This window comes from Burkholderia sp. MSMB1826 (genome assembly GCF_001526325.1).
In the GTDB taxonomy this organism is placed as follows: domain Bacteria; phylum Pseudomonadota; class Gammaproteobacteria; order Burkholderiales; family Burkholderiaceae; genus Burkholderia.
Genome location: NZ_LOYN01000004.1, coordinates 17,366 through 29,034 on the forward strand (window position 1 = coordinate 17,366; position 11,669 = coordinate 29,034).

Below are 11,669 nucleotides of genomic sequence, written 5' to 3' on the forward strand. Positions count from 1 at the left end.
CGACAACAACATTCGAAAACCGATCGTCCTGACCATGCAAGCTTCCGAAATGAGCGGCGTGCCTCGCGCCGCCGAACGCGCGCTCACGCGCAGCGACTACAAGACCCTTGGCCTTGCCGCACTCGGCGGCGCCCTCGAGTTCTACGACTTCATCATCTTCGTGTTCTTCGCGCCGGCGATAGGACAACTCTTCTTCCCGCACGACATTCCCGACTGGCTGCGCCAGTTGCAGACGTTCGGCATCTTCGCGGCCGGCTATCTCGCGCGCCCGCTCGGCGGCGTGATCATGGCGCACTTCGGCGACCTGTTCGGCCGCAAGCGGATGTTCACGCTGAGCGTGCTGATGATGTCGGTGCCGACGCTGCTGATGGGCATGCTGCCGACCTACGACACGATCGGCATCCTCGCGCCGGTGTTGCTGCTGCTGTTCCGCGTGCTGCAGGGCGCGGCGGTCGGCGGCGAAGTGCCGGGCGCGTGGGTGTTCGTGTCCGAGCACGTGCCGTCGCGCCATATCGGCTACGCATGCGGCACGCTGACCGCGGGCCTGACGGCCGGCATCCTGCTCGGCTCGCTCGTCGCGGCCGGCATCAACAGCCGCTACTCGACGGCCGAAGTCGGCGCGTTCGCGTGGCGCATCCCGTTCCTGCTCGGCGGCGTGTTCGGGCTGTTCTCCGTGTACCTGCGCCGCTGGCTGCACGAAACGCCGGTGTTCGCCGAGATGAAGGCGAAGAAGGCGCTCGCGGCCGAAATTCCGCTGAAGGCGGTATTGCGCGACCACGGCCGCGCGGTGATCGTGTCGATGCTGCTCACGTGGATGCTGTCGGCCGCGATCGTCGTCGTGATCCTGATGACGCCCGCGCTGCTGCAGAAGCAGTTCCACCTGACGCCGGCGACGACGCTGTTCGCGAACAGCGTCGCGACGCTGTGCCTGACGGCCGGCTGCATCGCCGCGGGTTCGCTCGCGGGCTGGATCGGCGCGAAGCGCGTGCTCGGCATCGGCGGCATCGGGCTGGCCGCGTGCTACTACCTGCTGTTCGCGCAGGTCGCGGCCGATGCGTCGACGCTGCCGCTCTACTACGGGATCGCGGGCTTCATGGTCGGCACGATCGGCGCGGTGCCGTTCGTGATGGTGAAGAGCTTCCCGGCCGTCGTGCGCTTCTCGGGCATCTCGTTCTCGTACAACGTCGCGTATGCGATCTTCGGCGGCCTCACGCCGGTGATCGTGTCGCTGATGATGAAGTCGAATCCGCTCGCACCGGTCGTGTACGTCGCGGCGATCTGCGTGCTCGGCGCGATCGCCGTGCAGTTCTCGAAGGATGCGAAGGACGTGCAGGGCACGCACTGAACGCCGGCGCCCGCGCCCGCTGGATGAACGAAGGGCCGAATCCCGCGGCGTGCGGGATTCGGCCCTTTTGACTTGCCTTCGCGTAGCGGCGCGCGCCCGGTCAGTTCAACGCAGCACCCCGTACGACGAACTCGGCCGACGCAACGCGTCGATGCTCGCGCCGCCGGCGCCGGTGACGAACAGCAGCAGGAAGCCGCCGGAAATCGCGACGTTCTTCCAGAAGTGAATCACCATGTCGTGCTGGACGGCCGCGTTGGTCGCGTCCCAGAAATTGTGCCCGACCATCGCGGTCGCGATCGTGTAGACCGCCATCAGCAACGCGAGCGGCCGGACCTTGTAGCCGACGATCAACAGCAGGCCGCCCAGCCCCTCGATCGCGACGACGATCGGCGCGACGACCTGTTGATAGGGCACGTTCATCGTGTGCAGATACGCGACGAAATCGCCGTAGCCGAGCAGCTTCATGATGCCGCCCCACAAGAACAACGCCGCCAGCGCCAGGCGTGCGAAAAAAATGACGCCGGAATCGACGGTACGCGTCATGCCTCTCTCCTCGTATGCAATTCGGCCGCCCACGCGGGGCGCGCCCGTGCGGTTCGGCGCCGCGCGGCCCCGGAAGGGCGCGCGGCAAATGGGCCAGCATAGAGGGTCTTTTCGCGGTGTCCAAGAAAAAGGTTGTAGCAAATCTTTACACCGCGGCGGCGGCGCCGACAGCCCGGCGCGCCGAAAAAACGCGTTTAGCCCGCGTCGCTCAACAGCACGCCCTTCTTGAAGATGAAGCAGCCGTAGCCGCGCTGTTCGCCGGTCACGATCACCGCATATGCCTGCTGCGCGCGCTCGTAGAACGCGAAACGCTCGACGCCGGTGAGCGGCACTGAACGCCCCTCCGCGCGGTCGATCTCGGCCTGCACTTCGCGCTGCACGGGCGGCACCGCGGCGGCATCGCCGACGACTTCCATCCGCCACGCGGGCGTGTCGACGAACGTGTCGAGCGGCAGCACGGACAGCACCGCGCGCACGACGCGCGCCGAATCGGCGCCGTCGATCCGCAGCGCACGGCCGACCACCGTGTGCTCCGCGACGGATTCCGCGGGGAAATTCGCATCGCAGATCGCGATTTCGTCGCCGTGGCCCATCGCGCGCAGCGTGTGCAGGATGTCGGCGTGCAGCAGCGGATCGAGATTCTTCAACATGTGGGCTAGTCTCCGGGTTCAGGAACGAATCGCATAACGTTACCCGATCCCGGCGACCGCGGTGCGTACATCGTTCAGGTCACGAAGCCGCGGCCGGCATTTCGTCGATGAAACCCGTGACCGATGCGAGGCGGCCCGACGCGTCGACGGTGCCGAAGTCCGAGCCCTTCACGATCGCCGCGCCGTCGGGCGACACGAGCGCCCACGAGAATCGCAGGTGCTGGCCGAACGCGTCGACGTCGGTCGTACGCCGGAAGCGGTATGCGGGGAAACGTTGCTGCACGGCGGCGATCATCGTGTCGATGCCCGCGTGGCCGTCGCCGGCCATCAGCGGATCGCGATAGGCCGCGTCGCTCGCGTACGTCGCATCGATCAGCGCGCGGCGGCGCACGACGTCGGGTTCGTTCCAGGCGGCGAAGTAGCGGTCGATCAGATCGGCGTGAACGGACGATGCGGATTGAGCGGTGTTCATGGCGAGACTCCTTGTGTCGGTGACTGACGTTGTCGCGGACGTTTCGTGTCCGCGTGCCGCTATCGTCGCCCGGCCGGCGGGGGCGGTCGATTACGCGGGAGGTAAGGAAATCGCGCCGGCCACGTGCCGCATGCCCGCGCCCGATCGCCACGTGCATCGCAACGAAAACGGGCGCCCGAAGGCGCCCGCATCGTCTTGCCGCCCCCCCGCATACGCGTCAGGTCACCGGCGCCGGATTGAACAGCGTCAGCGCATTCGCGAGCTTCCATTGCTCGGCCCACGTGCGGCGCTTGCCGCTGGCGACGTCGAGCATCAGCCGGAACAGCGCCCAGCCCGTGTCCTCGATCGTCGCCGCACCGGTCGCGATCTGCCCCGCGTCGAGATCCATCAGGTCGTGCCAGCGGCGTGCGAGATCGCTGCGCGTCGCGACCTTGATCACCGGCACCTGCGCGAGGCCGTACGGCGTACCGCGGCCGGTCGTGAAAATGTGCAGGTTCATCCCCGCCGCGAGCTGCAGCGTGCCGCAGATGAAATCGCTCGCGGGCGTCGCCGCGTACAGCAGCCCCTTTTGCCGCGCGCGATCGCCGGGGCGCACGACGCCGGCGATCGGCGCGCTGCCCGACTTCACGATCGACCCCATCGCCTTCTCGACGATGTTCGACAGGCCGCCCTTCTTGTTGCCCGGCGTCGTGTTCGCGCTGCGGTCGACGCGGCCGCGCTGCAGGTAACGGTCGTACCAGTCCATCTCGCGGATGATCTCGCGCGCGACGTCCTCGTTCGCCGCGCGCGACGTGAGCTGCGCGACGCCGTCGCGCACTTCGGTCACCTCCGAGAACATGATCGTCGCGCCCGCGCGCACGAGCAGGTCGGCCGCGAAGCCGACCGCCGGATTCGCGGTGAGCCCCGAGAACGCGTCGCTGCCGCCGCATTGCACGCCGACGACGAGATCCGACGCCGGGCAGGTTTCGCGACGGCGGCGGTTCAGCCGCTCGAGATGCGATTCGGCCATCTTCATGATCGAATCGATCATCGAGTTGAAGCCGACGTGCGCGGCGTCCTGCAGGCACACCACGCCGCCGTTGTCGGTCGCGCCGTCGGCCGCCACCGGAATCGCGCCCGGCGGCAGCAGGCGCTCGGGCTGCAGCTTCTCGCAGCCGAGGCTCACGGTCATCACTTCGCCGCCGAAGTTCGGATTCAGGCTGATGTTGCGCAGCGTGCGGATCGGGATGTCGGCGTCGGGCGCGTCGATCGCGACGCCGCAGCCGTACGTGTGTTCGAGCCCGACCACGTCGTCGACGTTCGGGTAGCGCGGCAGCAGTTCGTCCTTGATCCGCTTCACCGCATGCTCGACGACGCCCGACACGCACTGCACGGTCGTCGTGATCGCGAGGATGTTGCGCGTGCCGACCGAGCCGTCGGCATTGCGAAAGCCCTCGAACGTATAGCCTTCGAGCGGCTCGAGCGGCGGCGCGGCACGCGTGGCGAGCGGCAGGTCGTCGAGGCCCGGCGGCTCGGGCATGCGCATCGTGCGCTCGTTGACCCAGCTGCCGCGCCGCAGGTCGGTCAGCGCGTAGCCGATCACCACGTTGTAGCGCACGACCGGATCGCCGGCCGCGAGGTCGACGAGCGCGACCTTGTGCCCCTGCGGCACGCCTTCGCACAGCGTCAGCCCGTCGGCGAACGTCGCGCCTGCGGGCAAACCGCCGTCGTTGACGACGATCGCGACGTTGTCGTCCGGATGCACGCGGATGTAGAGAGGGGAAGCAGTCATGGATTTCCTGGCGCTATCTGCGATATCGTTAGTCATCATACGACATTCAACCTCATTCGACGATGCTGCGTAAACCCCTATCCGGAAAGACCCTACCCTTGACCAGCCAGCAAACCGCTTGCGCCGCTCATTCTTGCGTTGTACGATGACATACAACGACATCGCCAATATGGCCCGGATGCCGTACCGACGAACCCCGCACTCGCGCTAGACGGACGACCCAACCATGACTTCACCGCAAGAACTCAAACAGATCATCTCCCACGGCCTGCTGTCGTTTCCGCTGACGGATTTCGACGCCGACGGGAGCTTCCGCCCGTCCACCTATGCCGAGCGCCTGGAATGGCTGGCGCCGTATGGCGCGAGCGCACTGTTCGCGGCCGGCGGCACCGGCGAATTCTTCTCGCTCACGCAGCGCGAGTATTCGGACGTGATCCGCGTCGCGACGGAAACCTGCAAGGGCAAGGTGCCGATCCTCGCCGGCGCGGGCGGCGCGACGCGCGTCGCGATCGAATATGCGCAGGAAGCCGAGCGCCTCGGCGCGAGCGGCGTGCTGCTGATGCCGCACTACCTGACCGAAGCGAGCCAGGAAGGGATCGCCGAGCACGTCGAGCAGGTCTGCCGCGCGCTGAAGATCGGCGTCGTGGTGTACAACCGCGCGAATTCGAAGCTGAATGCGGACATGCTCGAGCGCCTCGCCGACCGTTGCCCGAACCTGATCGGCTTCAAGGACGGCGTCGGCGAAATCGAAAGCATGGTCACGATCCGCCGCCGCCTCGGCGACCGTTTCGCGTACCTCGGCGGCCTGCCCACGGCCGAAGTCTATGCGGCCGCGTACAAGGCACTCGGCGTGCCGGTGTACTCGTCGGCGGTGTTCAACTTCATCCCGAAGACGGCGATGCAATTCTACGAAGCGATCGCGAAGGACGACCACGCGACGGTCGGCCGCCTGATCGACGAATTCTTCCTGCCGTACCTGAAGATCCGCAATCGCCGCGCGGGCTACGCGGTCAGCATCGTGAAGGCGGGCGCGAAGCTCGTCGGCCACGACGCGGGCCCGGTGCGCGCACCGCTCGTCGACCTGACCGACGAAGAAGCGGCCGAGCTCGACGTGCTGATCAAGAAGATGGGCCCGCAGTAAGCGGGATTCGCCGGCGGCGCGGGGCCTTGATCGGCGCGGCGCGCCGGCTCCCGCACGCGTCCGTATCCGTATCACGCGATGGCCGCGCGGCTCGACGAGCCGGCGCGGCCACTTCATTACATCTGCGCGATCGCGCCGATGATCCGCTGCCGCACGCTCGCGAGCGTCCGCTGCGTCTCGTCGATCCCTTTGCGCGCCGCAAGCGGCCGGCCGCGCGCCGGCGACTCGGCGCTCATGATCTGTTCCAGCACGTCGCGGTCGACGACCGCATCGAAGAACCGCCCGACGGTAAACATCGCGTACTGCTTCGCGGTCGCCAGATGCGTGTTGGCCTGCGTGAGCGCGTCGGCACGCTGCGCGCCGTTCGGCCCGTCGATGCTGCGGCGATGCTTCAGCGCGAACACTACCGCCTGCATGTCGTACCTGAAGCGCTCGACGGCTCTGCCGAAGATCAACGAATGCGGATCGGCACCCGCGACGGGCCGCCCCTGGTTGATCGTCACGTCGAATTCGCTGCCGCCCAGCTCGCGCTGCAGCGCGAACAGCGCGTCGGCCAGCACGCGCCCTTCGCTGTATTCGCCGATCTGGGTACGGACCGATTTCGCGACGTCGCCGATCGCTTTCCACAACCCGGCTGCGAACAGGTGGTCGCCACGCTTGCTGATATTCATCGGATGGTTCCTTGTTGGTCTTGTGATCTCTCAGGCTCGCCTGCGGGCCGAACGGCCCGCGGCTTCGCTACTGTAAGAGAAGGTCGGGGTAGCAGGGAAGATGGGAGCGATAACATGCGTCGCGGTTGATATGGGTGTGGATATCTGTGTCGACTGACGGAAAAATCAATGCATTCGAGTCTCCGGGGCACATCAGTGTGCCAACCCTATCCATCAACAACGCATTGCTTGCCAAAGCGCAGCAATTGACCGGTATTGCCGAAACGTCAGCTCGAGTCAGAGAGGGCTGCTCCCCGCTCATTGCGCGCGAAAGTACACGGCGACTCGCCGGCTCGGCGGCACTGAACCGTGCATCGGAGCCCTTCTGCGTAACCAATTGGATGCCCGGACGATTCTTACCGGCACTTCCGTTTGGATTGACTACCTACGAACCTGGAATGCGGCGCCCGACTGTGTGCGCTACGCGACTTCACACTTGGAAACGAGTTCCTCGCGTACTTCCGTCGACTTCGCTTATCGACTGCAGAAACAACCGTCGAGCCTCACTACGCTATGTTTCTCCGAAGCGAAGCGGTCGCCTAACCTTGCGCTGAACTGTAGATTTATCTATGTTTCATGTACCCTAATAGGGTTACGGGGATTATTCACTGCACACAGGTATAAGTAGATGTCATGGATTGACGAATTTGTTGAGATGCTTTTCCCGCTTGATGCATCCTCTCTGAGAATCGAACAGGCGTTCACGCTGAAGCATCAGAATCTACCGAAGACGGTTTTCAAATATCGAGGCGTTAACAAGCACTCGCTAAAAAATCTGCGAGACAACACCATATGGCTGGCAGACCCGCGATCATTTAATGATCCATACGATTGCTCCGTCTTTGTGGATTTCGACAGGATGGCGAAGGATCTTTACAAAAATCCGCCTCGGGAACTCATCGAACGACTCACGAAACACCTCCCAGCACAACGAGTGATTGATATTCAGGCCGCCATGCGAAATGCGGATAACACGCAAGATGCATTACTTGATGAAGTACTAAGAGACATGCCCGCAGAAAAGATCGAGGTAGCAAAGGCGGCTCTGAAGGCCATAAACACCATGACCTATCATGACATGGCATCGAAGAGTTCTGAGGCCTTCAAGAATGGATTTAAGGTATGCTCATTCTCCGCACGAAAAGATTCAACATTAATGTGGTCACACTATGCAGACTATCACAAAGGTTTCTGCATTGAGTACTCTTTAGAGAATACAACGCCGAAAGATTTCCTCTCCAGATTTATGTATCCAGTAATATATTCCGAGCGTCCATTTGACGCAACCGACAATATAAGTAACTTCGCAGAAAAATCACCCAACAGCCTTTACTTAAACAAAGCCGGCCTAATTAAATCCACAGATTGGGAGTATGAGCGCGAGTGGAGATTAATATTTTCAAATGGAGTAATGAAATCCGAGCAAGCCTACGATATGCCGCCCCCGACGGCAGTCTATCTCGGATCGCATATAAGCCAGAAAGATCAGGATGATATCTTGAATATCTGCAAAGAAAAGGGTATTCCGGTCAAGAAAATGAAGCACTCGCCGTCCGTTTTCCGTATGGAGGCCCTGGACATCAATAAGGCGTCCACGGGTTGAATCCGTAGCCAACCTCCGACAGCACATATCCCCCTTCCCGGCAACCTGTGACACGACGAACGAAAAAACGGAAGCGACCGCCGGTCGCTTCCTCTTCTTCGTTCCCCCCCATCCACTCCGGTGTCAGCGTCAGTCATCGAAACGATGCTTTCAGTCGTCCCGCCACGTCACTCCGCCTTCCCGTCGCGCAGCCGCGGAATCGCCAGCGGATTGCCTTCCCGCAGCCCTTCGGGCAACAGGTCGTCCGGGAAGTCCTGATAGCACACCGGCCGCAGGAAACGCTCGATCGCGGTCGCCCCGACCGACGTGACGGACGGGTTCGACGTGGCGGGGAACGGGCCGCCGTGCACCATCGCATCGCACACTTCGACGCCGGTCGGGTAGCCGTTGACGAGCAGGCGCCCGGCCTTGCGTTCGAGGATCGGCAGCAGCCGGCGCGCGAGCGGCTTGTCGTCGGCGTCGATCTGCAGCGTGGCCGTCAACTGGCCTTCGAGCGCGTCGAGCACGCGCGCGACTTCGTCGAGATCGCGGCAGCGCACGATCAGCGACGCCGGCCCGAACACCTCGTGGCTGAACGCCGGCTCGGCCAGGAACGCCTGCGCGCCGACTTCGTACAGCGCGCCGCCCGCCTGGCAGTCGGTCTGCGCAGCCTCGCCCGCGCCGATTTCGCGCACGCCGGGCAGCTCGGCGAGCTTGCCGCGACCGTTGCGGTACGCATCGGCGATGCCGCGCGTGAGCATCACGCCGGCCGGCTTCTTCGCGAGCGCCTGCGCGGCGACCGTCTCGAAGCGGTCGAGATCGGGGCCGTCGATCGCGAGCACGAGGCCCGGATTGGTACAGAACTGGCCGACGCCGAGCGTCAGCGAATCGACGAAGCCCGTCGCGATCGCATCGCCGCGCGCGGCCAGCGCGGCCGGAAACAGCACGACGGGGTTGATGCTGCTCATTTCCGCATAGACGGGAATCGGTTGCGGGCGCGCGTTCGCGAGCTGCACGAGCGCCATCCCGCCCTGCCGGGAACCGGTGAAACCGACGGCCTGGATCGCCGGATGGCTGACCAGCGCCGCGCCGGTCACGCGGCCGGGGCCGACCAGCAGCGAGAACACGCCGGCCGGCATGCCGGTTTTCGCGACCGCGGCGCGAATCGCACGGCCGACCAGCTCGGACGTGCCGAGGTGCGCTTCGTGCGCCTTCACGATCACCGGGCAGCCGGCCGCGAGCGCCGACGCGGTATCGCCGCCGGCCACCGAGAACGCGAGCGGGAAATTGCTCGCGCCGAACACGGCGACGGGCCCGAGCGCGATTTTCTGCAGCCGCAGGTCCGCACGCGGCAGCGGCGTGCGGGCCGGCTGCGCGGGATCGATCGACGCGGCGAGGAAGCGCCCGTCGCGCACGACGCGCGCGAACAGCCGAAGCTGGCCGACGGTGCGGCCGCGCTCGCCCTGCAGCCGCGCGACCGGCAGGCCCGTTTCGGCATGCGCGCGCTCGATCAGCGCGTCGCCGAGCGCGACGATTTCATCGGCGATCGCGTCGAGAAACGCCGCACGGGCCGCGAGCGGCTGCGTGCGGTACGCTTCGAACGCGTCGCGTGCGAGCTCGCACGCGCGATCGACGTCGGCCTGCGTCGCGACGCCGAACGCCGGGACGTCGATCGGCACGCCCTTCGTCGGGTCGAACGCGTGCAAGATTCCGGCCGAGCCGGCCACCGCTTCGGCGCCGATCAGCATCTCTCCTGTCAGTTGCATGGGGTGTGCTCCGTGGTTCGGGAATGGATTGCTCATTGTAGCTCAACAGATACGATGTCTGCCGACGGTATCGCGCCGCCCGCGAAGGCGCCGACGATACACCCGCCCGCCTCGCGGGGGCAGAGAATCACGGTCTTCCCATATTGTGACGACGATCCTCAAGGGAAAACCCGAGGTTTCTGGATTCGCACATTCTCAATAAACTTTCGCCCATGTCATACGACGACGTACGTTTAAAGTGAGCAATCAGACCTCCCCTCGCGATCTCCCGCTCGACCTCGCGCGCACCGCGCGTCGAACCGCCGTGCGCTACTGGATCCTGGCGATGCTGTTCGTCGTCACGACGCTCAACTACGCGGACCGCGCGACGCTGTCGATCACCGGCACGCCGATCCGCAAGGCGTTCGGCATCGATCCGGTGACGATGGGCTACATCTTCTCGGCATTCAGCTGGGCGTACGTGCTCGCGCAACTGCCGAGCGGCTGGCTGCTCGATCGCTTCGGCGCGCGGCGCGTGTATGCGGCGAGCATCTTCCTGTGGTCGGCGTTCACGCTGCTGCAGAGCACGATCGGCCTCGGCGGCAGCGCCGCGTTCGCGGTCGCCGCGCTGTTCGCGATGCGCTTCGCGGTCGGCATCGCGGAAGCGCCCGCGTTTCCGGCGAACGCGAAGGTCGTCGCGAGCTGGTTCCCGACCGCCGAGCGCGGCACGGCATCGGCGATCTTCAACGCCGCGCAGTATTTCGCGGCCGTCGTGTTCTCGCCGCTGATGGCGTGGCTCACGCATGCGTACGGCTGGCACCACGTGTACCTGTGGCTCGGTCTCGCCGGCATCGCACTGGCACTCCTGTGGCTGCGCGTGATGAAGGATCCGGTCGACCATCCGGGCGTAAACCGCGCGGAACTCGAGCATATCGAACAGGGCGGCGGGCTGGTGCGCTCGACGGGCCGGCCGGCCGGCGCGCGCGGCAGCGGCGGCGCGTCCGAAGGCAGCCGCGTGGCGGGTTGGTACTACGTGCGTCAGCTGCTGTCGAACCGGATGCTGCTCGGCGTCTATCTCGGCCAGTACTGCGTGAACGTGCTGACGTACTTCTTCCTCACGTGGTTCCCGATCTACCTCGTGCAGGCGCGCGGGATGTCGCTGCTGAAGGCCGGCTTCATGACGTCGCTGCCGGCGATCTGCGGGTTCCTCGGCGGCGTGCTCGGCGGGATGCTGTCGGACGCGCTGATCCGCCGCGGCGTGTCGCTGACGCTCGCACGCAAGATTCCGATCGTCGGCGGGATGGCGCTGTCGATGGCGATCATCGGCTGCAACTACGTCGACAGCGAAGCGCTGGTCATCACGCTGATGGCCCTGTCGTTCTTCGGCAAGGGGATCGGCTCGCTCGGCTGGGCCGTCGTCGCGGACACCGCGCCGAAAGAGGCGATCGGCCTGTCGGGCAGCCTGTTCAACATGTTCGGCAATACGGCGGGCATCGTCGCGCCGATCGCGATCGGCTACCTCGTCGGCGCGAGCGGCTCGTTCAACGGCGCGCTCGTGTTCGTCGGGTTGAACGCGCTCGTCACCGTGTTCAGCTATCTCGTGATCGTGAAGGACATCAAGCGCGTCGAACTGCGGCATCGCGACGCGTGAGGTTCGATCTTCGAGCAACGGCGGCCGCGTAGCAGCGGCCGCCGTTTTTTTGCATCGAA

The 11,669-nt window shown here is 65.1% G+C and carries 10 protein-coding genes; 4 read left to right on the forward strand and 6 right to left on the reverse strand.

Translation table 11 applies throughout. The features are described 5' to 3' along the window. The first annotated feature begins 34 nt into the window (after window positions 1-34). Window positions 35-1,345, forward strand: a complete 1,311-nt coding sequence (locus tag WS95_RS00915; protein ID WP_059821790.1) for an MFS transporter — start codon at window positions 35-37, stop codon at window positions 1,343-1,345. 105 nt (window positions 1,346-1,450) lie between these two features. Here WS95_RS00915 and WS95_RS00920 read toward each other — a convergent pair whose 3' ends face one another. The 4 genes from WS95_RS00920 to garD all read right to left on the reverse strand — a co-directional run bounded on the left by WS95_RS00920 (window position 1,451) and on the right by garD (window position 4,781). After that, window positions 1,451-1,888: a DoxX family protein gene (locus WS95_RS00920; RefSeq protein ID WP_034206089.1), complete on the reverse strand. Its 438-nt coding sequence runs from the start codon at window positions 1,886-1,888 to the stop codon at window positions 1,451-1,453. A 194-nt stretch (window positions 1,889-2,082) separates the two neighbouring features. Beyond that, on the reverse strand, window positions 2,083-2,538 hold the full coding sequence (locus WS95_RS00925; RefSeq protein ID WP_034206088.1) for an RbsD/FucU family protein: 456 nt from the start codon (window positions 2,536-2,538) through the stop codon (window positions 2,083-2,085). A gap of 79 nt (window positions 2,539-2,617) precedes the next feature. Beyond that, window positions 2,618-3,010 carry a nuclear transport factor 2 family protein gene (locus WS95_RS00930; RefSeq protein ID WP_059821792.1) on the reverse strand — a complete coding sequence of 131 codons (393 nt, stop codon included), beginning with the start codon at window positions 3,008-3,010 and terminating at the stop codon, window positions 2,618-2,620. A 217-nt stretch (window positions 3,011-3,227) separates the two neighbouring features. Beyond that, window positions 3,228-4,781: a galactarate dehydratase gene (garD, locus tag WS95_RS00935; protein WP_034206086.1), complete on the reverse strand. Its 1,554-nt coding sequence runs from the start codon at window positions 4,779-4,781 to the stop codon at window positions 3,228-3,230. Window positions 4,782-5,007: 226 nt separating this feature from the next. Here garD and kdgD point away from each other — a divergent pair, with 226 nt between their 5' ends. After that, complete coding sequence (gene kdgD / locus WS95_RS00940) at window positions 5,008-5,922, forward strand: 5-dehydro-4-deoxyglucarate dehydratase (RefSeq protein ID WP_059821794.1); 915 nt, start codon at window positions 5,008-5,010, stop codon at window positions 5,920-5,922. 116 nt (window positions 5,923-6,038) lie between these two features. On the opposite strand, the gene WS95_RS00945 is transcribed toward kdgD, so the two are convergent. Beyond that, window positions 6,039-6,593: a hypothetical protein gene (locus WS95_RS00945; protein WP_059821796.1), complete on the reverse strand. Its 555-nt coding sequence runs from the start codon at window positions 6,591-6,593 to the stop codon at window positions 6,039-6,041. A gap of 667 nt (window positions 6,594-7,260) precedes the next feature. On the opposite strand from WS95_RS00945, the gene WS95_RS32515 reads away from it, so the two are divergent. After that, window positions 7,261-8,235 carry a DUF2971 domain-containing protein gene (locus tag WS95_RS32515; protein WP_082746828.1) on the forward strand — a complete coding sequence of 325 codons (975 nt, stop codon included), beginning with the start codon at window positions 7,261-7,263 and terminating at the stop codon, window positions 8,233-8,235. A 167-nt stretch (window positions 8,236-8,402) separates the two neighbouring features. Here the strand turns inward: WS95_RS32515 and WS95_RS00955 are convergent, their stop codons facing one another. Continuing rightward, window positions 8,403-9,980 (reverse strand): aldehyde dehydrogenase (NADP(+)), encoded by a 1,578-nt coding sequence (locus WS95_RS00955; RefSeq protein WP_059821799.1) that lies wholly within the window; start codon window positions 9,978-9,980, stop codon window positions 8,403-8,405. Window positions 9,981-10,218: 238 nt separating this feature from the next. Here WS95_RS00955 and WS95_RS00960 point away from each other — a divergent pair, with 238 nt between their 5' ends. After that, window positions 10,219-11,610 (forward strand): MFS transporter, encoded by a 1,392-nt coding sequence (locus WS95_RS00960; protein ID WP_034206081.1) that lies wholly within the window; start codon window positions 10,219-10,221, stop codon window positions 11,608-11,610. Window positions 11,611-11,669: the final 59 nt, after the last annotated feature.

Excerpts from the sequence above, each read along its gene's own strand:
- WS95_RS00915 (WP_059821790.1), top strand. The coding sequence starts at position 35 with ATGCAAGCTTCCGAAATGAGCGGCGTGCCTCGCGCCGCCGAACGCGCG.
- WS95_RS00920 (WP_034206089.1), bottom strand. The coding sequence starts at position 1,888 with ATGACGCGTACCGTCGATTCCGGCGTCATTTTTTTCGCACGCCTGGCG.
- WS95_RS00925 (WP_034206088.1), bottom strand. The coding sequence starts at position 2,538 with ATGTTGAAGAATCTCGATCCGCTGCTGCACGCCGACATCCTGCACACG.
- WS95_RS00930 (WP_059821792.1), bottom strand. The coding sequence starts at position 3,010 with ATGAACACCGCTCAATCCGCATCGTCCGTTCACGCCGATCTGATCGAC.
- garD (WP_034206086.1), bottom strand. The coding sequence starts at position 4,781 with ATGACTGCTTCCCCTCTCTACATCCGCGTGCATCCGGACGACAACGTC.
- kdgD (WP_059821794.1), top strand. The coding sequence starts at position 5,008 with ATGACTTCACCGCAAGAACTCAAACAGATCATCTCCCACGGCCTGCTG.
- WS95_RS00945 (WP_059821796.1), bottom strand. The coding sequence starts at position 6,593 with ATGAATATCAGCAAGCGTGGCGACCACCTGTTCGCAGCCGGGTTGTGG.
- WS95_RS32515 (WP_082746828.1), top strand. The coding sequence starts at position 7,261 with ATGTCATGGATTGACGAATTTGTTGAGATGCTTTTCCCGCTTGATGCA.
- WS95_RS00955 (WP_059821799.1), bottom strand. The coding sequence starts at position 9,980 with ATGCAACTGACAGGAGAGATGCTGATCGGCGCCGAAGCGGTGGCCGGC.